The organism is Opitutaceae bacterium TAV5, from assembly GCA_000242935.3.
Classification (GTDB): Bacteria; Verrucomicrobiota; Verrucomicrobiia; order Opitutales; family Opitutaceae; genus Geminisphaera.
This window is the reverse complement of record CP007053.1, coordinates 4,233,170-4,251,882: the sequence shown is the minus strand read 5'-3', so window position 1 is coordinate 4,251,882 and position 18,713 is coordinate 4,233,170. Positions and strand designations below refer to the sequence as shown.

Here is an 18,713-nt window from a genome sequence, read left to right as displayed (position 1 = left end):
AGTGATTCAGGCATCGGGTGGAGGAGCGAAGAGTTTCCGGCAGGCCCCGACGAACCTTTTTTCCAGTTCGTCGAAAACCGTATGATTGATCGCCCGACGGGCCACCAGCAGGACGTCATGACCGGGCGGCACCAGATCCTGGTGCTGGCGAAATGCCTCGCGCAGGCGGCGCTTGGCTCGGTTGCGGGCCACGGCATTGCCCACGGCGGCGCGGGAAGCGACGACACCGAGCCGGGCGGGGGCCGCCGGCACGGGAGAAACCGGCGACGGGACGACAGCCGGAGCCGGAACGGGCGGAGGCGCATCGGCATCCGGAGCCGGGTTTGCATCCGGAGCCGCCGCCGGCCGGCGGACAGGGTCCGGGCGGCGCGGCGCATGCCAAAACACAAAGGCGCCGCAATCGAAGCGGCGCCCGCGGGTGCGCACATGCTGAAAATCGCCCTGGCGCCGCAAGCGTTGCCCGGCGCGGAAGCGCATGGCGAGGAAAGACATCCGGGCCGTCAGCGTGAGCGGCGCGGCTCAGGCGACGGTCAGGCGCTTGCGGCCCTTGGCCCGACGGGAAGCGATGACCTTGCGGCCACCCCGGGTGGCCATACGGGCGCGGAAGCCGATCTTGCGGACGCGTTTCTTGCGGTGCGGACGGAAAGTGGGTTGCATGACGTTTAAGAGATTAAGAGTTGACCGAAGTGCCCGTCCGCCCGGCGCGTGTCAAGGGCGCATTCGGGGAGCGGCTCCGGATTTTTGCAGCCGGAAGTTTGTCTTCCTCCGGCCAGCCTGGTTTTGTCTGCTTTCGCCGTTCCGGCCGCCTGTTGCCATTTTTCCGCCTCCAGCCATTTGTTTCCGGCATTTCCGGCTTTGCCGGGCCGCCAAACCCGCCATGTCACCTTTGTCACGATCGTCCCCCTGCCCTCGCCTGACCGGCGGGTTGCAGTGGCTGACCATCCTCTCGCTCGATGCGCCGCTGGTGGCGTTGTGCTGGCAATGGACCTTTGCCCGGCTGCTCGGCGTCACGCTCCGGCCGGCGGAAATCGTCCTGCTCGGGATCAGCGTCTGGCTGGTCTACGCCGCCGACCGCTGGCTGGAAGGCTGGCGGGTGCCGCCGGAACACATCCACACCCGGCGCCACGCCTTCTATCACCGGTGGCGGACCCCCGCCGCCCTCGCCGGTGCCGCCGGACTGGCCGCGTGCGGGCTCATCACGTTCGTCTGCCTGCCGCCCCGCGAGATCGCCACCGGCAGCGCGCTGCTCGCCGTCACCCTCGCCTACCTTTGTTCGCACCAGCATTTTCACCGGCACCATCCGTGGCGGGTGCCCAAAGAGATTTGCGTGGCGCTGATTTTCTTCGCCGGCACCGCCTTTTTTCCCGCCTTCCGCGCGGGCGGCCGCCTGGAGCCGGTTCTGCTGCCGGGGGCGCTCTTCGCGCTGCTGTGCTTCGCCAACTGCGCGCTGATCGCCATCTGGGAAGCGGAAACCGACACGCGCCGCGGCGAGATGTCGCTCGCCCGGCAATGGCGGCGCGGCCACGACCGCCTGCGCCTGCTGCCGTGGCTGCCCGGGTTGCTCGGGCTCTCGCTCGCGCCCCTGGCGCGGGCGCCGCTCGGGCCGTTTCTGGCCTGCGCCGGCGCCTCCGGCTTCCTGCTGGCAGGCGTGGATCTGGTCGAACCGGCCATCGGCCGCGAATCCGCCCGCACGCTCGCCGATATCGCCCTGATGACGCCGCTGGTGTGGCTCGCGCTCGCATGAGCGCCTCCGCCCAGAACACGCCGGGAAAATCCGGCTTCGACCGGCTCGCCTCGCCGTACCGGCTGCTCGAATACGCCGCTTTCGGCCGCGCGCTGGAGCGGGCGCGTTTTTGTCATTTCGATCTGCTCGGGCAGCGCAGGCGCCGCCGCCTGCTCCTGCTTGGCGACGGGGACGGGCGCGGCCTGGCCCGCGCCTGCGAGCTGCTGCCGGAGACCCGCATCGATTCGGTGGACATCAGCGCCGGCATGCTCGCCCGCGCCGGTCGCCGGCTCCCGGAAGCGCAGCGCGGCCGCGTGTCGCTGCATCACGCCGACGCGCTCGCCTTTTCGTATCCGCCACAAGAATACGATGCGGTGGCGACGCTGTTTTTTCTCGACTGTTTCACGCTGGCGGAGGTGGCCGCGTTCGTCGCCCGGCTGCGCCCGGCGCTGCGTCCCGGCGCGCTCTGGCTGCACGCGGATTTCGCCCTGCCCGCCCGCCGTGGCTGGCGGCGGGTGCGGGCGCAGGCGTGGCTGGCGGTGATGTACGCGTTTTTCCGCTGGCAAACCGGACTGAGCGCCCGGCGGCTGCCCGGCAGCGAGGGCATCATCGAAGCGGCCGGGCTCAAAACAACCCGTGTCGCGGAGTCGCAACACGGGTTGTTGAGGAGCGTGGTCTTCGAACTGCCGGCCAGCTTTGCCGGACGGAATAACAGATCGGGGAAAACGTCGCGCAGCGCGATATGACTGTGATCTCCCCTGCCTGGTCCGGGCATCAGCGCACTGCCGGTGCCGCTGATGTTCCCCTTGTAACCACAGACAGGATACCGGCCTGCGCCTGCGCAGGCTGGACGGCGGCGTGCCCGGCGCGTGGCTGAATGCCCGACTCTAACGGCCAATGCTCTTCAGCCGTCTTCCTTCATGTTCTCTAGTTCAAGCATGACCCGGTGAACGAGCAGGGCGCTTCTCCTCACCTGGAAAGAATGATTCCAGTCCCAGTAGTTGTCCGGCTGTGACACGGAAAATCTGACATAGCAGAACCAGTTCATGGTCAGTAACAGCCCGTCTGCCACACTCGATTTGTGCGAGGTTTTCCCGCGAAAGATCCCAGCCAGCTCGTTGCAATTTACCCGCCAGTTCGTTCTGGCTCCAGTCACGTTCCAACCGAAGCCGACGGATGATCGGGCCGGAGCGATTGCGGCGCGTTGTTCCGGGACGAAATGGATTTTTGGCCCGAAGATTTTTTCTGGACGCGCCTGTATTAGAATTAGCCACGAGGCCATGATGTTAGCGATTTTGTTCCTCTATTTTGTGAACACATGTTAACAAAATGATTGACTTGAAATCTCTCCGGTTTCAAAACCGGCCAACCTCGTCATGAAACCCATCCTCCCCTCCCTCCTCACCGGTGCTGCGCGCTCCGTGATGTGCCTCGCCTTCGTCATCTCGGCGCAGGCCGCCGTCTCCATTCAGGATTCGGATGTTTCCGTGCCTGACCACACTTATCGCTTCAATCTGTCGGCTGACCAGCTGACGGGATTCGATCCGGGCGGAAGCCTGGTGTCCGCTTCCGGCACCACTCCTATCCGGTTCATTTGCTCCTCTTCCCTCAAAAAGAACCATTTCGTTTTTCCTCCAACCCCGTCCCCCTCTCTCCGGGGCTAACCGCCCGGCCTGCCGTTTCCCGATTCACCCGAGATTAGCTCAAACACAAAATACCATGAAATCCAAAAATATATCTATCATTATCCTTATTGTATGCTTCGGCCTCCACGTGCTTGCACATTCCGGCAGTCTTGGCGCTACCACGATTCTCACCGAGGACTTTATTCAGGATCGACCGACCACCAATCTCCCTGAGACCTCTTCATGGTACACATCAGGAAGTGCCAGCCGGATCACTTACGATACGACAAATGGCGGCAGCATTACCCAGACCGTCAGCGGGACCACCAGTCAGCTTCTCACCTATTTTACGGGCACGGACAATCCTGTCAGCCTCGGCGTCGGGGACACGCTGACCGTCAAATTCGATTTCAGTCTCTCCGGTTCCGGTGATTCCATAATGGCTTTTCGTATCGGAGTCCTGAACTCCCAAGGCTCGCGTATTGATTCTGATAATCAAGGGGTTGCCAATGCCGCGTTTAACGCCTATAGAGGTTATTCATTTCACCTGAACCCCGCGCCCGATGCATCCTCACCCTCTCCGCTTGTATTCTATAAACGCAACAAGAATAACACCAGTCTCATCAATGCTACCGGGGCCACCTCGGCCCTGACTCAACTGGGACAAGCCGGCGGAGCATATGCTACCCTTGCCGATGACACCACCTACACTGGACTTGTCACCCTCAGTCGCACGGATGATTCCCGGATCAGCCTCACCCTGAGCATTCTCGATGGCAGTGGCGTCACCCTCACCACCATGACATATAACGATACGAATGCCTCCGCTGATTACATGTCATTCGACACATTGGCCTTCGTCGGCATGGGTAGTTCCAGTCTCACCGGTTTTACCCTGGAAAACGTATCCATTTCCCTTTATTCGATTCCAGAGCCGCATGCCGCTGTGTTCGGTTTCGCAGCCTGTGTGTTCATCCTCACATTTGCCAAGCGGTTCACCTCTCCCGGGAAACGTGCTCCGCGTTCCTGATACGGTCTCAAAACAATGAATTACTCCCTATGCCTGCATCAATCTGTCCCACAACATCCGGCCATCGGCTGCGTGGCGCTTTTACGCTGGTGGAGCTTCTCGTCGTTATTGCCATCATCGGCATCCTTGCCGGGATACTGATTCCCGTGGTCGGAAAGGTGCGTATCTCGGCGCGCACATCACAGTGCAAATCCAACCTGCGTCAGATCGGCGTGGGCATTCACCTCTACATCAATGATAACAAGGGCAGTTTCCCGGGAAGATTCGCCTATGCCGTCACGGATTCCTGGTATAAGAAGGGTGTCACTCTCAACCGGTTCTTTTTCGATGTCCTTGCTCCTTATCTGGACTTGCCTGTTTCCGAAAGTGCCAGCGATGTCAAATATGCTCCTTCCAGCGTCATATGCCCCGGGTGGACTGTCGCCATGGCATCCGTTCCCCGGGACCCGTTGCGCCAAGTTTATGTGCTGAATCACAGCATCAAGGATGCAGACGGCAGCACATGGAGCCCCTGGGGGCATGAAAACAGCGGTCCGCCCCAACCGTTTTCCCGGCTGTCATCGGAGCAGCTTACCCGCTCATGGGCGCTGCAGGATGCCGATAAAAAATCCGTTGGCGATACGGTCGGCAATCTCAGCACGGTCCAGAACTCGCCGGATAAACCGGTCCATGACAACAAGCGCAACACGCTCTACTTCGATGGCCATGTGAAAAGCTCCCCTGTCCCCAACAATTTTTAGGGGTCCCCTCCCCCCTGTGGCTTCTCCTTGAGCATTCGCTCCGAATGGTGCCAGGCCAAGGAAGTTCTCCGTCTTGCGATGGAAAGGCGTCCCGTCTGGCGCCATTCACATTACTGCGCAACGCCTGCATCGACAGTCTTGTATGTTCCGCGCTGATACTCTTTGGGCTCAGCGCCTCCCCCTCAATTTGTATACTTGCATGATTCCTCCAATCGCAACCACCGTCTCCGTGGCGCTCTCCATCGCATTGGGCGCGTGCGCCCTTGCCATTTCGTCCGGCGAAGCGGCGTTCGCCGACGCCACGATTCAGGGCGTGGCACGCTGGCCGATGGTTTCACCTGTCGATTTCAGCAAACTGTCGGCGGCGGATTTTTCCGACGACGAACTGGATCTCATCGAGCCGCTCGCGCATTTTTCCACGTTTGCCAATGCCGTTGTCGAGGAGGGGCCGGACCGGGGTTTCTTCAACATCTCCGTCTGGAGGCGCGCGCAGGAGAACCGGACCTACAACGCACGTGTCATGGAAAACATCCTTTCGCTTGCCTGGTTCTACACTGCCGACCGCAAGTGGAATCCCTGGCGGGGAGACCCCGCCGTGCGCGTCCGTCTCGAAGCCGCGTTGGATTTTATCTCACGCATCCAGGCTCCGGATGGTTCCTTTTCCGAATACGGCCCGCAACGGTGGAACATCGCGGCCACCGCGTTCATGACCAAATTCCTCGGGCGGGCTCTCGAGCACCTTTCCGCCCCGGACGCCCCGCCTGTCAACAAGGAGGTGCTGGCCCACGCCCACAAGACTTGCCGCAAGGCGTTGCTCGCCGCTCTCGCCCGCGATGACTATTACGAGCGAGGGCTGCTCTATTCCAACCAGTACGGCAATATCTGGCCCGGCGGCCTGTCATGGTTTGCCATGCACGATAACGACAGGGAACTGAAGGCGCTATGGGAGAAACGCCTCCGGCAGAGCGCCGGGGATTTCCAGAGCCCCGCCGGTTTCTTTTACGAGCAGAATGGTCCCGATTTCCAATACACGCTTGGCACGCACGGGACCAATACGCGAAGCGCCTGGCCTCGCCTGCGTCACGACGCTTCGCTGGCCCGGACCTGGATTCGCAAGGAATCGGCCTGGTTCGAGTGGCTCGCCTACAATGCCGTGCTCCAGCCCGGCGAGAACTGGATCGCGGTCAATTGCGCCATCGAATCCCGCACCCGGCTCCCCTTTTTCCCGGGCACCGAAACGCCAGTGGCGGAGTTCGTTGACCACGCCCGGGCCTTTTCCCCCACGCGGGAGGAGCGCGCCGCCGGCATTGCCGCGACCCGCGCCCGCCTTGCGCGTGAATGGCCGCCTCGGATACGGCGCCTTCAGGTGCCCGCCTTTGATTCGTTTTCACCTTATACTTTTCTCGATCACCGTGACCCGGCCTGGTATCCGTCCCGGGTCGAACGTGACGCCGCCCGTGAACAATTGCCCTGGGCGGCTCGGCAAAATTTCAACCATATCCGGCACGACCCGCGCCAGAACAGCGCGTTTCTTTATCTGCGGCGCCCCGGTTGGTATGCCTCGTTTGCCTTTGGCAATCCGGCGTCCAGGCAACAACGCTATGGCCTGGGCTTTGTCTGGCGTCCTGACACCGGTATCCTGCTTCAGAGTCAATCACGCCAAAAATCACTCGCCTGGGGAACGTATGCGGAAAAGTCCGATTATCCTTTCGAAGCACTTTCCTTCGATGCTCGCATGGCCATCGCCAATCATCCTGTTTCTAGGCCATTCCCGCCGGCAGCCGACCTGAAGCAAGGTGATCTCGCCCTCGCGTATTCACTGTACGCCGAAGGAAAGCCTTCCGGCAGCAAGAAGGTCCTGTTTACCGATGACGGCATCGACGTGAGCATCGGCCTGTCCCGCAAGTTTGCGGAACACTTTCCCCTTGTCCTCGCCCACGGCGACACGATCACAATCAGGCCCGACGCCATTGTCGTCCGGCGCATGGAGCGGAATTCCCCCCTGCTCACCATTGCGTTTCGTGGAGCCAGCGGGATTCCCGTAGTTGCGGAAAATGCTACCCCCCTGCCGGGCCGACGGCTGATGCTGCTCAAGATACCGTCCGCCGGGCAACTCGACTACACGTTGCATTTTTGACAGATATTGCACGACACCCGGATCGGAGAATCTGCCTGTCGGCGAAGGCATGGGGATCGCAGTCATATCGCGCTGCGTGACGTTTTTCCCTATCTGTCGTTCCGTCCGGCAAGGCAGCGGCAGGTACCGGGGTCGCAGGCCGACAGTTTGCCATGCCGCCGCTCCCTCCGACGGCGGAGCAGCGGCTCCGGGCGGCGCTTGACCCTCCGGAGAGGGTGACTGATGGTAACATCATGCCAACCACAACGATCACACTCAAAGTAACAGAGAAGGAAAAAAAACGTCTGCAAGCGCAGGCTCGCCGGGCCAAAAAAAGCCTCAACGCCTATGTGCTGAGCAAGGTCGCGGGCGCTGATGTCAGCCGCAAGGGCAGGGTCGATTACGAGAAGCTTACCGCCCACCTCGCCGGGCGCTTCGAAGGTGAGGAAACATGGAGGCTCATCCCCGGCCGCGAATGAGCATCTACCCCGACACCTCGGTCATGATGGCTCTACACCTGCACGATGCGAACTTCCCGCAAGCGCAAGCCCTCATGCAAACCGCACACGGGAAAATCCTCTGGACCCCTTGGCAAAAAGTGGAATTTGGCAACGCCACCCGCGCCCTCATCGCACGCGGCAAACTGACCGTTGCCGACGTTCGCAACATTGAAGCGGCCATCCGGGCAATGGTGACGAATGGAGACATCCTTCCTCGCCCCCTTCCCGCTTACGCACTCTGGCAGCAAGCCGAAACGCTCTCCCGTGCGCACACACCGTCAACAGGCCTGCGCACGCTCGACCTGCTGCATATCGCCGCCGCCACCGTCCTCAAGGCCGCCCGGTTCTGGACGTTCGACATCCGCCAGCACACCGTTGCCAGAGCGGCTGGACTGTCGATCAGCTAGCCCGGAAACAGGAGGCGTTCGTGCCCGCTCCCTCCGCCGTCGGAATCGAAAAGAAAACCCGTGTCGCGGAATCGCAACACGGGTTGTTGAGGAGCGTGGTCTTCGAACTGCCGGTCACGCGCCCGCCCGGCGCTGGTGGCGACGGCGGATGACGGCGCCGGCCAGGAGCGCACCGCCGGCCAGCGCCGCCCAGGTGGCGGGCTCGGGGACGGCGGTGGCGGTGATGGAGAGCGCCTGGTATTGATCTCCGCTGGGCAGGAGGATCGCGTCGAAGAGGAAGGATTCGCCCGCGCCGGGTGTCAGGGTGGCGATATTGCCGGCGATGCTCTGGTCGAGCGGGAAGGTCGAGACGACATCGCCGTCGAGCAGGAACCGCACGTCCGCCGCCGAATCACCGTAGGTATCGAGATCAAGCGTCACGGAAAACGAGCCGAGTTCGTAAACCTGGTCGAAGGTGATGAGCACGAGCGCGACGTAGGCATCGATGGCGCTGCCGACGGTGCTGCCGTCACCGTAGTCGAGGACAGCCAGCGGGGCGCCTGTCAGAGGGTTATCCATGGCGGCGTCGATCCGCCACTTCTCGACACGCGAGGTTTCGAAGCCGTCGTCGTCATACGTCACTTCGTCGACGGTGTGGGCGTTGTTGAAGGAAAGGAAGCTCGTGTTGAATTCGCTGAGGAGCGTGCCCGAAGGCACACCGCTGAAGTCCTGGTCGAACGTGACCGTTTGCGCGAGAGCCGGCACCGAGGCGGCGGCGGAGAAGAGAAGCGCCGCAGGAAGGGCGCGAAAGAAGGTGGAGAGCATAAGAGTGTAAAAAAATCCGGAGATGGTGATGAGGGCGCGGGCGGTAAACGCCCGCGCCGTTTTTATTCACTGATGTTACGCAGATGGCCTTGACGTCTCGCCCGCGTTTCCGGGCGGCGCTTCGCGCCGTCAGCGGGCGAGACGCCCGCGCCACTTTTGTTCAGTACGATGCGCCGCCGTGGATGGCCTGCATCGCGAGGAAGAAGACGTCGGTGTTGTCCACCACGCCGCGGAAGAGGCTGGAAGCGCGGCCCGTCGCCGTGAGCGGGATATCCGAGCCGGTGTGCACGGCCTGGCTGCCCGGGACCTGACCGGTGACGAAGAAGTCGCCCGCCTGGTCGCGATTCACCGGGGCTCCGGGATAGGTGTTGAGCGGAGGCTCGCCGTTGAGCGGCTGCTGGCTGTCGCGCAGCGGGCGCGGGTTGGTCAGCCAGTCTTCGTAGCGGTCGCAGTTGGCGGCGTAGCCGACGAGCATGCGATAGTCGATGTCGGTCGTCTGCGGATAGCCGTCGTCGGCGAGCGTGTAGATCGGGAAGCCGGCGACTTCATAAGTGCCCACGACCTGGTCACGCAGGGTCGCCGCGCCGCCGCCCGCGGAAGCGAGGGCCTTGAGGTTGGCGTCGGTGACGCGGGAGGCGCCGATGATGTTGACGCCGGCGCATTCATGGTCGGCCGTCACGATGATGAGCGTGTCGGGATTGGCGGCGGCGAACTGCTTGGCCACGCCGATCGCCTTGTCGAACTCGATGGTGTCGGTGATCCAGCGTTCGGTGTCCATGTTGTGCGCCTGCTTGTCGATCGAGGCGCCCTCGACCATGAGGACAAAACCCTTGCGGTTCTTGTTGAGCACGCGAAGGGCGGCGTCGGTCATCTCCTCGAGCAGCGGCTGGTCCGTGAAGCCGTAATCGGCGACGACAGACTGCGTGGCGCCGGCCGGCGTGATGCCGCGGCGGCCATCGAGTTTGTCCTTGGCCACGTTCATGTTGGAGAAGGCGAAGAGGCCGAGGAGTTTTGTCGTGTCGGCCGGGATGGCGGCGAGCGTGGTGCGGTCGGGCGTGTAGACAAAGCCGGCATCCTCGAAATCCGACAGGAGATCGCGGGCGGGATCGCTCGTGCCGGGCGTGAGATTCCAGGCGGCGGCGAGTTCGGCGCTGATGGTAGAGCCGGTGGGACCCGAGCGGGCCGAGCCGGTCTCGCCGGCGGGCAGGAACCACTTGCGGCCGCCGCCGAGCAGCACCTTGAGGTTGGCGTTTACGGCCTGCTCGTCGAGATAGCCGTCGCAGATGCCGGTGCCCGCGCCACGGTCCTGGGTGTGGCTGCCGAAGGCGCCGGGAGTGGCGTCGAACACATCGGCCGTGGTCACGATGCCAAGGGACTTTTGTTGCGTGCGGGCGAGGTATTCGCCGATGAGCTCGATGCGCGGATTGTCGAACGCGTCGGTCGTGTCGTCGGGGAACACGCCCTGCTGGTTGTTGTTGCCCTTGTTGCCGGAGGAATAGCAGGCGGCGCCGGGCGCGGAGTCGGTGATGATGGAGTTGAGCGAGGCCGTTTTCACCAGCGCAGTGGCCGGCATGTCATCCATTTCGAGCGGGGCGAGCGATTTGCCGGAAACGATGCCGCGGTACATGATGCGCGCGGCGGAACGGTGGGCGATGCCCATGCCGTCGCCGATCATGAAGATCACGTTCTTCGCCTGGCGTCCGTTGACCGTGAAACCGACAACCTCGAAATTGCCCTCGGCCTCGACCGTGGTGTCGTCGTCCTGGGTGGCCACCACCTTGAGCGTGTGGACGCCGGGCGTAGTGTTGCTGTAGGCGCGGAGCGTGGGAGCCACGGTGTCGGCCGGGAGGCCGGGCGCGTTGCACGGGATGAATGTCACCGTGCCGGGCACCTCGACGTCATCGACGAGAAACTTCGCGCCGGTGATCGTCCTGCCTGCGTCCGGGCTGACCGTGGCCTGAAGATCGAAACGCTGATCGATGAAAAAGCGCGAGATATACGGAGCGCCGTCGTCGCCGTAGCTGAACTTGAGGCTGGGCGGCGTGAGGCGCGACACGACAGGCGCCGCGAGGGCGGCGGCGGGAGCCAGAGCGGCGCCGGCAAGCGCCGCGCCCGCGAGCCCGCGGATGAGGAAGGCTTTGGTTACGGTATTCATGAGGATTGCATGTATGTGTTGTCTGTAGTTTCCGGATACGTCAGCGCGCCGAAGCGACCGACGGGGAAAGGGAGGCGGCGGGTTCGGCCGGGGCCGCCGGGCTGGCGGCGACGCGGAGCGTGTCGCCCTCGGTGGGGGTCGGATCGAGCGCGAGACGGATGAACGAGACGCGTCCGTCCGGCTCCTCGCGGTTGCCGATTTCGAGCCGGCCGGTCAGCAGCAGCGGGCCCGGAGTCCAGGGCACCGCGACCTTGCGGGCTTCCTCGCCTTTGAGGGTGGAGCAGCAGAACTGCGCGGCGCGGGCGAACAGCGGCGAAACAAACGGCGCGGCGGAGCGGTGCTCCGGCGATATGCGCGTGCCGGGGACGTCCACAAAGACGACGGCCGGCGGCAGGTCGTCGCAGAGGCCGTATTCGGCTTCGTTGGTCGTGAACGCGTAGGGTGCAAGGATCACGCGATGCGGCACCGGCTGCTCCTGCTGCACCATGAAGCCCATGATGCGGACGCGTTTTCCGGCGAGCCCCCGGAGGCGGTCGGAAAGTTCGAGGCCGCGCGGTCCGACCGGTTTTTTGAAAAAGTCGGAGAACCGCAGATCGGTCACGCCCTCGGGGGCGGGCGGGAATTTTTCGTTGGCGACAAGCTCGGCGGCCAGCGCATCGGCCTGCCATCCGAGACTTTTGGCCGAAAGCGCGGCAGGAGCCAGAAGCGCAGCCGCGGCAAGAAAGACGGGAAGGACGGAAGCGGAGAGGCGACAACGGGAGTGGATCATACCGGCCAGTATGCCGCTCCTGTGTTACAAACAGGTTGGCTCCATGTTAAATCGAAGTGACAAGAAAGAGGCGCCGGAAGAGCGACATCATCGAAAAACAGGCTCGCCCCTCCCCGGCCCGCTCGCGCATCTCTCGATGCCGCATGAGCTGGTGGTCACGATTCCGTTCGGTTTTCGCGCGCACGCTTTCGCCCGTCTCCGGCGGCGATGCCGGCGAGCGTGCGGCGGCCGATCACCTGCGCCGGAAAGGGTGCGCCCTCATCGTGCGCAACTGGCGCAATCCGCGCGACCGCCGCGAGGAGATCGACCTCGTCTGCGACGACGGCGGCGTGCTGGTTTTCGTCGAGGTCAAGACCCGCGCCGCGTCCGCGCTCGTGCCCGGCTACCACACGGTTGACCGCAAGAAAAAGGCGATCCTCCGGCGGGCCTGCCGCGCCTACCTCGACCGGCTGCGGCCCGAACCGGCGCATTACCGTTTCGACATCGTGGATGTCGTCACCGGCGCCGCCGGGGAAATCGAGACTGTGCATCATTACGAAAACATACCGTTGTTCGAAGCGCGGCGGTAAACCGCCCATGCGAACCGGGTTTCACGCGTGCTCGCGCTGCGCCGGCCGCCGGCTGTCCAGCGGCAGCGGCGGATCGGCGAGGACGAGCGCCTCGAACCGCCGGAACTTTTTCTTCGAGAGTGCCGTGGCCGCCTCGGCCACCACCGGATGCCAGTCGCGCTCCTGCGCCGCCGCATTGACCGCGAGCAGGTGAAACACCGCCGGATGCGGACGGTATGCCTTCAGCAGGCCGCGAAGCTGTTTTTCGACGGAAAGGTGCATCCGCTCGCGAATCCGCATGCGCAGCGATTTCAACAACGCTTCCGGCGGCTCGGTGTTGTAGTCTTCCGGGTAGAACAGACTGCCGAGAAATCCGCCGATATAATAACCGGCCCATCCGGCAAGCGCTGGAGCCGCGATAATCCCTGCGAAGATGATGCAACCCAAAGCGAGAAGACTTTGCCCGGCCGCAGCGGCAATCGAGCCGGAGGCAAATGCTCCGGAAAACAACCTCCACGCCAGCACAAGCAGCCCCGCCACCGCCAACCAGCGCAACACGGTAACTGTTATGTGCAAGGATCTGTGCATCGGGAACAACGGGGACAATGCCGGAGTCTGTCCCCGCCGCCCCGGAAATCCACCCGAAACAGCCGCGGTTTGTTTTCCGGTGGTGCAGGCGTCTCGCCTGCCGTGGGAGCGGCGGCATTCCTGCCGCTGCGACGAGGCGCAACGCGCCTCGCCTCCGAACCATACGAACCGTGCGACACTGCGCGTCGTCCAGCGGTCTGGAGACCGCCGCTCCCACGGCGGGCGGGACGCCCGCGCCACTTCGGACACCGCTGCTCGCTGCCTGCCTTCCGCACTTGCCCCGCCGCCGCCCGGCGGCTGCGCTCGAAGCATGATTGATGTGCTTTGCGCCGGTTTTGCGTGCATGGATTTTTCGCTGACCGTTCCCCGTCACCCGGCGGCGGATGAAAAACTTCGCGCCGGTTCACTCGGCATCACTGGCGGCGGTCCTGCGGCCAACGCCGCCGTGCAGGTTGCCCGCCTCGGCGGCCACACGGCTTTTGCCGGATGTGTCGGCAACGATCTTTCCGGCGAACAACTCCGCCGCGCCTTCGCCGACGAAGGCGTCGGGACTTCCGCACTTGTCGCCACTTTGCCGCAAACTCCGCTCGCCGTCATTCTCGTCAAACCCGACGGACAGCGCAGCGTGGTCTCCCACCGTGAAACCGGCGCATGCCCGGAGCCGCCCTTCCCGCCCGCCCGCGTCGTCCTCATCGATGGCCATCGTCCCGAATGGACGGCCGGCCTGGCCGCCCATGCCCGGGCCTGCCCGGCGCCACTCGTGCTCGACGCCGGTTCGCTCAACGACGCCACGCGCGACGCGGCGCGGGTCGCCGATCATGTCGTGGCCTCCGAAGCCTTCGCCTGCGCCGCGCTCGATGGCGCGTCGCCGGATGAAGCCGGCCTGGAAAAACTCGCCGCCCGCCTGTCGCGGACCGATGCCACCTGGGTCGTGACGCTCGGTGCGCGCGGCCTCGTCTGGCGCCACGAGGGAAAGGCGGGGCGCCTGCCCGCCATTCGTGTCCGGGTAACGGATACGAACGGCGCCGGTGACGCCTTCCATGGCGGTTATGCCTTCGCCCTCGCCCGCGGTTTGCCGTTCGCCGAAATGCTCCGCTTCGCCAGCGCCACCGCCGCGCTCGCCTGCACCCGCCCCGGCGGCTGGCCTTCGTTGCCGCGAGCGGAAGAGGTGGAGCGGTGTCTGCGGGAGTACCCTATGTAGTTCTGTTTTGTTAACGGATGTTACGCGGAGCGTCGTGGCGCGGGCGTCTCGCCCGCATCGGGTGCCTCTCCGCTCCGACGTGGCACGGGCATCTTGCCCGTGAGCGTTGCCTCTCCGCAACGTCCGGAAATAAACCGGCGGCGCTTCGCGCCGTCCACGGCCAGGATGGCCGTGCCACGCCGGATGCGGGCGGGACGCCCGCGCCTGGAGTTTGGCGCTGACTAGTTTTGCAGCAGGAAAGGCTTGATTAAATATCTAGTTATAATACTAGTTTCCTTTATGGGCTATCCAACCAAAGTTCAATGCATCCAGCGCAAGGAAACCGCGCAGTATTACATCAACTTCCCCGCCCCCATCGCGCAGGCGATGGACTTCGCCAAGGGCGAGACGGTCGAGTGGACGATCCACGACAAGGGCCACCTGATCGTTTCCCGGCGCGAGGTTCCGCCCGATCCGGTCCCGGTAAAAAAAAAGCGTCGTTGAGCGAAGCCTTCGATTCCCTGCTCGACGGGCTGGCCCCCGCCTTCGGCTCGCCCGGGGATTTTACCCGGGCGCGCACCCAGTGGCTGGCCGGTCTGCTTAATCTGGGTCGCCACACGGTGACCGGAGCCCTGAGCACGGCCGGGGCGCAACACCGGGACTGGTCGGCGCAGTATCGCCTGCTGCAACGCCTGCCGGTCGATCCGGTCTTCGCGCACGTGCAACACGAGGCGCTGGCGGCCACCGATGCCGCCCGGCCCTGGGTGGTCGCGCTGGATGACTCCATCACCCGCAAAACCGGCCGCTGCATCCCCGGCTGCGGCTGGCGCAAGGATCCGCTCGGCCCGCCGTTCAACCTCAACTTTGTCTGGGGCCAGCGTGTGCTGCAGTTCTGCGCGGCCCTCCCCGCCGCCGACGGTTCGGCCCGGCTGGTGCCGGTGGACTGGCAGGAGGCCCCGCTGCCCAAAAAACCTTCGCGCCACGCCGATACCCGAACGCAGAAGGCCTACGTCGAGGCCCGCAAACAGGCCAACATCAACGAAGTCGCCGCCGGGCGGATGGCGCACCTGCGCACCGCGACCGCGCGCCCTATCCACTGGGTAAGCGACGGACGCTTCACCAACCGCACGGTGTTGCGCCAGCTGCCGGAGAACACCGTCCTGATCGGCCGGGTGCGCAAAGACACCGTGCTCTACGCGCCCTGCCAGGCGCGGCCCGGCAAAAAGGGACGCCCCCGCAAGTATGGCGACACCCTGCCCACGCCGGAACAGTTGCGCACCGACCAGACCGTCGGGTGGAGCCGGGTGCCGGCCTTCGCGGCGGAAAAGCGCCACGATTTCAAGATCAAAACACTGGGGCCGGTGCTGGCCCGTATCACCGGAGTCGATACCTTGGTCCGGGTGATGGTGATCGCCCCCCTGGGCTACCGGTTGAAAAAAGCAGGCAAGCTGCTCTACCGCCAGCCTGCCTGCCTGATTTGCACCAACCCGGACGTGCCGCTCGAAGACATCCTGCAGGAATACCTCTGGCGCTGGGACATCGAGGTGAACTTCCGGGATGAAAAGTGTCTGCTGGGCGTAAGCGAGGCACAGGTCAGGGAGCCGGAGGCGGTGCGCCGCCAGCCTGCCTGCGCGGTGGCCGCGTATGCCCTTTTGCTGCTTGCCGCGCATCACACCTATGGCGCGGACAAACTGCCCCCGTCGGTGCCCTTGGCCAAATGGCGCCGCCGCGAGCCCCCGCGCCGCGCCACCACCGGCTTGCTCATCAACCAACTGCGCGTCGAACTCTGGGCCCGCCACCTCCGCCGCGAGAGTTTATCCCACTTCTGCTCCCGCTCCTCCTCGAACACCAAGTCGCATAAACCCTCCACCGACCTCGCCTCCGCCCTGTTCTACTCCCATAACTGACTCTCCGGTCCGCCAAACTCCAGATGCGGGCGGGACGCCCGCGCCACTTCCCAAGCCGAAAGCCCGTGCCACGTTTATTCCCGCCGCCGCCTGATCTCCCGGCGCAGGCGGTCCGTCGCGGCGCCGGCGCGGGCTGCGAGGTCCCGCGAGGAACACCAGACGGCGCCGGCGGCCTCGACGGTGCTGCGCTCGGCCTGGTCGTCGGTCGCGACGAGACAGGCGGCAGGATCGGCGGAGCGGGCCACGAGTTGCTCGATCACGTCGTCCGCCGTCGTGCCGGCCGGCGTGTAGATGCAGGAAAATGACGGCGGGCCGGCCGGGTGTTCGACGACGAGTCCGGAGCCGCGCCCGTCGAAGACGACGGTGAGCCGCAGGGGTTCGGGGCTGTTGTCGTGCAGCGGCGCGAGAAGATCGACGAGCCGGGCACGGGCGGCGTCGCGGTCGCGCCGGAGCAGGGCGCGCAACTCCGGCCAGGCGTGCAGGAGGTTGGAGCCGTCGACGATGAGGTGTTTTGTCGCGCTCACGTTTTTTTCCATTTCTTGCCGACGGTCTTCGGGTATTTGCCGGGAGTCGCTCCCCGGCCCTTCCCCTTGCCGCCGGATTTCACGCGGGGCGCGAAGGCTTTTTTGAAATCGCCCGAACGCAGCGCCGTAATCTGGTCGCGCAGGACGGCGGCGCGCTCGAACTCCAGTTGCGAGGAGGCCAGCGTCATCTCGTCCTCCAGCTCCGCGATCACGGCGCTGACATCCTCCGCGCCTTCCGCCACCATCGCGGTGTCGTCGTCAGAGGAGCGGCCGCTGCCATCGTAAACGTGCAGGCTCGATTGCTGGGAACGTTTCACGCTGCGCGGGGTGATGCCGTGGGCGGCGTTGTAGGCGAGCTGCTTTTCGCGGCGGTGTCGGGTGACTTCGAGCGTGCGCAGGATGGAATCGGTGATCCGGTCAGCGTAAAAAATCACGCGGCCCTTTTCGTGGCGGGCGGCGCGGCCGGCGGTCTGGATGAGCGACGTCTCGCTGCGGAGAAACCCTTCCTTGTCGGCGTCGAGGATGGCCACGAGCGCGACTTCGGGCAGGTCGAGGCCCTCGCGCAGGAGGTTGATGCCGACGAGCACGTCGAAATTGCCGAGGCGGAGGTTGCGGAGGATTTCGACGCGCTCGATGGCGTCGATGTCGCTGTGCAGGTACTCGACGCGGATTTTCGATTCGCGCAGGAAACCGGTGAGGTCTTCGGAGAGGCGTTTGGTGAGCGTGGTGACGAGGACGCGTTCGCCGGCCTCGACGGCGCGACGCGCCTCGGCGATGAGGTCCTCGACCTGGCCTTTGGTCGTGCGGATGTCGATTTCGGGATCGAGCAGGCCGGTGGGGCGGATGACCTGCTCGGCGACGACGGCGGATTTTTCGAGCTCGTACTTCGCAGGGGTGGCGGAGACGTAGAGGGTTTGCCCGGTGATGGAGGTGAACTCGGCGAAGGACTGCGGACGGTTGTCGAGCGCGGAAGGAAGGCGGAAGCCGAAGTTGACGAGGTTCTGTTTGCGGGCCTGGTCGCCGTTGTACATGCCGCCGATCTGGGGGACGGTGGCGTGGCTCTCGTCGATCATGAGCATGAAATCTTTCGGGAAAAAATCGACGAGGCAGATGGGGCGGTCGCCGGCCTTTCGCCCGGCGAGGTGGCGGGAATAGTTTTCGATGCCGTTGCAGAAGCCCATTTCCTGGAGCATCTCCAGGTCGTAGCTGGTGCGCATGCGGATGCGCTGGGCCTCGAGGTACTGGCCGTTTTTCTCGAACTGGCTCACGCGCTCGTCGAGTTCGGCCTTGATGGCGGTGATGGCGGCCTCGAGCTTGTCGCGCGAGGTTACGTACTGATTAGCCGGATACAGATCAAACTGCTCCAGCGGGCGGATGATGTTGCCGGTGAGCGGGTCGAATTCGCTCATGGCCTCGATCTCGTCGCCCCAGAATTCGACGCGCAGGCCCTGTTCGAGGTAGGCGGGCATGATGTCGACGACGTCGCCGCGCACGCGGAAGGCGCCGCGCTTGAGGTCGTAGTCATTGCGCTCGTAGAGGTTTTCCACGAGGCGGGTGAGCAGGACGTTGCGGCCGAGCGGCGCGCCGCGGCGGAGCTGGATGCGCATGGCCTGGAAGTCCTCGGGCGAGCCGAGTCCGTAGATGCAGGACACGGAGGCGACGACGATGACATCGCGCCGCGAGACGAGCGAGCTGGCGGCGGAGATGCGGAGGCGCTCGATCTCGTCGTTGATGGAGGAGTCTTTCTCGATGTAGGTGTCGCTCGACGGGATGTAGGCCTCGGGCTGGTAATAGTCGTAGTAGGAAACGAAATACTCGACGGCGTTTTCGGGGAAGAAGTTCCTGAATTCGGAGTAGAGCTGGGCGGCGAGGGTCTTGTTGTGGGAGATGATGAGGGTGGGCCGTTCGCACTGCGCGATGACATTGGCCATGGTGAACGTCTTGCCCGAGCCGGTGACGCCGAGGAGCGTCTGGTGTTTGTTTCCCGCGCGGATGGAGCGGACCAGCGCCTCGATGGCCTGCGGCTGGTCGCCCGTGGGTGTGTAGTCGGCGTGAAGTTTGAAAAGAGACATCGGATCAATCACCCAATCGCCAGAC

The 18,713-nt window shown here is 64.3% G+C and carries 21 protein-coding genes; 12 read left to right on the top strand and 9 right to left on the bottom strand.

Features of this window, described 5'->3' with window-relative positions; translation table 11 throughout:
• Positions 1-6: 6 nt before the first annotated feature.
• Together OPIT5_18235 and OPIT5_18230 are read right to left on the bottom strand one after the other, a co-directional pair.
• Positions 7-477, bottom strand: a complete 471-nt coding sequence (locus tag OPIT5_18235; GenBank protein ID AHF91869.1) for a ribonuclease P — start codon at positions 475-477, stop codon at positions 7-9.
• A 42-nt stretch (positions 478-519) separates the two neighbouring features.
• Positions 520-657, bottom strand: a complete 138-nt coding sequence (locus OPIT5_18230) for a 50S ribosomal protein L34 (protein ID AHF91868.1) — start codon at positions 655-657, stop codon at positions 520-522.
• A 220-nt stretch (positions 658-877) separates the two neighbouring features.
• Here OPIT5_18230 and OPIT5_18225 point away from each other — a divergent pair, with 220 nt between their 5' ends.
• Entirely contained in the window at positions 878-1,744 is an 867-nt protein-coding gene (locus OPIT5_18225; protein ID AHF91867.1) for a hypothetical protein, read from the top strand.
• Positions 1,741-2,469 carry an SAM-dependent methlyltransferase gene (locus OPIT5_18220; protein ID AHF91866.1) on the top strand — a complete coding sequence of 243 codons (729 nt, stop codon included), beginning with the start codon at positions 1,741-1,743 and terminating at the stop codon, positions 2,467-2,469. Before OPIT5_18225 ends, OPIT5_18220 begins: the two co-directional genes overlap by 4 nt.
• Before the next feature lie 158 nt (positions 2,470-2,627).
• On the opposite strand, the gene OPIT5_18215 is transcribed toward OPIT5_18220, so the two are convergent.
• Positions 2,628-3,005 (bottom strand): hypothetical protein, encoded by a 378-nt coding sequence (locus OPIT5_18215; GenBank protein AHF94508.1) that lies wholly within the window; start codon positions 3,003-3,005, stop codon positions 2,628-2,630.
• A gap of 94 nt (positions 3,006-3,099) precedes the next feature.
• On the opposite strand from OPIT5_18215, the gene OPIT5_18210 reads away from it, so the two are divergent.
• From OPIT5_18210 to OPIT5_18185, 6 genes are all read left to right on the top strand, one after another.
• The gene (locus OPIT5_18210; protein AHF91865.1) at positions 3,100-3,387 is read left to right on the top strand and encodes a hypothetical protein; all 288 of its coding nucleotides are present in this window, start codon (positions 3,100-3,102) and stop codon (positions 3,385-3,387) included.
• 55 nt (positions 3,388-3,442) lie between these two features.
• Positions 3,443-4,378: a hypothetical protein gene (locus tag OPIT5_18205; GenBank protein AHF91864.1), complete on the top strand. Its 936-nt coding sequence runs from the start codon at positions 3,443-3,445 to the stop codon at positions 4,376-4,378.
• Between the two features lie 29 nt (positions 4,379-4,407).
• The gene (locus OPIT5_18200; GenBank protein ID AHF91863.1) at positions 4,408-5,118 is read left to right on the top strand and encodes an N-terminal cleavage protein; all 711 of its coding nucleotides are present in this window, start codon (positions 4,408-4,410) and stop codon (positions 5,116-5,118) included.
• A gap of 199 nt (positions 5,119-5,317) precedes the next feature.
• Positions 5,318-7,255 carry a hypothetical protein gene (locus tag OPIT5_18195; GenBank protein ID AHF91862.1) on the top strand — a complete coding sequence of 646 codons (1,938 nt, stop codon included), beginning with the start codon at positions 5,318-5,320 and terminating at the stop codon, positions 7,253-7,255.
• A gap of 233 nt (positions 7,256-7,488) precedes the next feature.
• Positions 7,489-7,713 (top strand): hypothetical protein, encoded by a 225-nt coding sequence (locus tag OPIT5_18190; protein ID AHF91861.1) that lies wholly within the window; start codon positions 7,489-7,491, stop codon positions 7,711-7,713.
• A complete protein-coding gene (locus OPIT5_18185) occupies positions 7,710-8,141 on the top strand; it encodes a hypothetical protein (GenBank protein AHF91860.1) in 432 nt (143 codons plus the stop codon). Before OPIT5_18190 ends, OPIT5_18185 begins: the two co-directional genes overlap by 4 nt.
• 114 nt (positions 8,142-8,255) lie before the next feature.
• On the opposite strand, the gene OPIT5_18180 is transcribed toward OPIT5_18185, so the two are convergent.
• The 3 genes from OPIT5_18180 to OPIT5_18170 all read right to left on the bottom strand — a co-directional run bounded on the left by OPIT5_18180 (position 8,256) and on the right by OPIT5_18170 (position 11,869).
• The gene (locus OPIT5_18180; GenBank protein AHF91859.1) at positions 8,256-8,945 is read right to left on the bottom strand and encodes a glycosyltransferase family 1; all 690 of its coding nucleotides are present in this window, start codon (positions 8,943-8,945) and stop codon (positions 8,256-8,258) included.
• 160 nt (positions 8,946-9,105) lie between these two features.
• Positions 9,106-11,100, bottom strand: a complete 1,995-nt coding sequence (locus OPIT5_18175; GenBank protein AHF91858.1) for an alkaline phosphatase — start codon at positions 11,098-11,100, stop codon at positions 9,106-9,108.
• A 40-nt stretch (positions 11,101-11,140) separates the two neighbouring features.
• A complete protein-coding gene (locus OPIT5_18170) occupies positions 11,141-11,869 on the bottom strand; it encodes a hypothetical protein (GenBank protein AHF91857.1) in 729 nt (242 codons plus the stop codon).
• Between the two features lie 143 nt (positions 11,870-12,012).
• Here OPIT5_18170 and OPIT5_18165 point away from each other — a divergent pair, with 143 nt between their 5' ends.
• On the top strand, positions 12,013-12,438 hold the full coding sequence (locus OPIT5_18165) for an endonuclease (GenBank protein ID AHF91856.1): 426 nt from the start codon (positions 12,013-12,015) through the stop codon (positions 12,436-12,438).
• A 21-nt stretch (positions 12,439-12,459) separates the two neighbouring features.
• Here OPIT5_18165 and OPIT5_18160 read toward each other — a convergent pair whose 3' ends face one another.
• Entirely contained in the window at positions 12,460-13,005 is a 546-nt protein-coding gene (locus OPIT5_18160; protein ID AHF91855.1) for a hypothetical protein, read from the bottom strand.
• 313 nt (positions 13,006-13,318) lie between these two features.
• Between OPIT5_18160 and OPIT5_18155 the strand changes: the two genes are divergently transcribed.
• The 3 genes from OPIT5_18155 to OPIT5_18145 all read left to right on the top strand — a co-directional run bounded on the left by OPIT5_18155 (position 13,319) and on the right by OPIT5_18145 (position 16,092).
• Positions 13,319-14,206 (top strand): sugar kinase, encoded by an 888-nt coding sequence (locus OPIT5_18155; GenBank protein ID AHF91854.1) that lies wholly within the window; start codon positions 13,319-13,321, stop codon positions 14,204-14,206.
• Positions 14,207-14,485: 279 nt separating this feature from the next.
• Entirely contained in the window at positions 14,486-14,689 is a 204-nt protein-coding gene (locus tag OPIT5_18150; GenBank protein AHF91853.1) for a hypothetical protein, read from the top strand.
• Complete coding sequence (locus OPIT5_18145; protein AHF91852.1) at positions 14,686-16,092, top strand: hypothetical protein; 1,407 nt, start codon at positions 14,686-14,688, stop codon at positions 16,090-16,092. The genes OPIT5_18150 and OPIT5_18145 overlap by 4 nt, the downstream gene beginning before the upstream one ends.
• 74 nt (positions 16,093-16,166) lie before the next feature.
• On the opposite strand, the gene OPIT5_18140 is transcribed toward OPIT5_18145, so the two are convergent.
• Positions 16,167-16,628 (bottom strand): hypothetical protein, encoded by a 462-nt coding sequence (locus OPIT5_18140; protein ID AHF91851.1) that lies wholly within the window; start codon positions 16,626-16,628, stop codon positions 16,167-16,169.
• A complete protein-coding gene (locus tag OPIT5_18135; GenBank protein ID AHF91850.1) occupies positions 16,613-18,688 on the bottom strand; it encodes an excinuclease ABC subunit B in 2,076 nt (691 codons plus the stop codon). Before OPIT5_18135 ends, OPIT5_18140 begins: the two co-directional genes overlap by 16 nt.
• Positions 18,689-18,713: the final 25 nt, after the last annotated feature.

Bases quoted from the DNA above. Each gene is read 5' to 3' on its own strand.
- OPIT5_18235 (AHF91869.1), bottom strand. From the start codon at position 477: ATGCGCTTCCGCGCCGGGCAACGCTTGCGGCGCCAGGGCGATTTTCAG.
- OPIT5_18230 (AHF91868.1), bottom strand. From the start codon at position 657: ATGCAACCCACTTTCCGTCCGCACCGCAAGAAACGCGTCCGCAAGATC.
- OPIT5_18225 (AHF91867.1), top strand. From the start codon at position 878: ATGTCACCTTTGTCACGATCGTCCCCCTGCCCTCGCCTGACCGGCGGG.
- OPIT5_18220 (AHF91866.1), top strand. From the start codon at position 1,741: ATGAGCGCCTCCGCCCAGAACACGCCGGGAAAATCCGGCTTCGACCGG.
- OPIT5_18215 (AHF94508.1), bottom strand. From the start codon at position 3,005: ATGGCCTCGTGGCTAATTCTAATACAGGCGCGTCCAGAAAAAATCTTC.
- OPIT5_18210 (AHF91865.1), top strand. From the start codon at position 3,100: ATGAAACCCATCCTCCCCTCCCTCCTCACCGGTGCTGCGCGCTCCGTG.
- OPIT5_18205 (AHF91864.1), top strand. From the start codon at position 3,443: ATGAAATCCAAAAATATATCTATCATTATCCTTATTGTATGCTTCGGC.
- OPIT5_18200 (AHF91863.1), top strand. From the start codon at position 4,408: ATGCCTGCATCAATCTGTCCCACAACATCCGGCCATCGGCTGCGTGGC.
- OPIT5_18195 (AHF91862.1), top strand. From the start codon at position 5,318: ATGATTCCTCCAATCGCAACCACCGTCTCCGTGGCGCTCTCCATCGCA.
- OPIT5_18190 (AHF91861.1), top strand. From the start codon at position 7,489: ATGCCAACCACAACGATCACACTCAAAGTAACAGAGAAGGAAAAAAAA.
- OPIT5_18185 (AHF91860.1), top strand. From the start codon at position 7,710: ATGAGCATCTACCCCGACACCTCGGTCATGATGGCTCTACACCTGCAC.
- OPIT5_18180 (AHF91859.1), bottom strand. From the start codon at position 8,945: ATGCTCTCCACCTTCTTTCGCGCCCTTCCTGCGGCGCTTCTCTTCTCC.
- OPIT5_18175 (AHF91858.1), bottom strand. From the start codon at position 11,100: ATGAATACCGTAACCAAAGCCTTCCTCATCCGCGGGCTCGCGGGCGCG.
- OPIT5_18170 (AHF91857.1), bottom strand. From the start codon at position 11,869: ATGATCCACTCCCGTTGTCGCCTCTCCGCTTCCGTCCTTCCCGTCTTT.
- OPIT5_18165 (AHF91856.1), top strand. From the start codon at position 12,013: ATGAGCTGGTGGTCACGATTCCGTTCGGTTTTCGCGCGCACGCTTTCG.
- OPIT5_18160 (AHF91855.1), bottom strand. From the start codon at position 13,005: ATGCACAGATCCTTGCACATAACAGTTACCGTGTTGCGCTGGTTGGCG.
- OPIT5_18150 (AHF91853.1), top strand. From the start codon at position 14,486: ATGGGCTATCCAACCAAAGTTCAATGCATCCAGCGCAAGGAAACCGCG.
- OPIT5_18140 (AHF91851.1), bottom strand. From the start codon at position 16,628: ATGGAAAAAAACGTGAGCGCGACAAAACACCTCATCGTCGACGGCTCC.
- OPIT5_18135 (AHF91850.1), bottom strand. From the start codon at position 18,688: ATGTCTCTTTTCAAACTTCACGCCGACTACACACCCACGGGCGACCAG.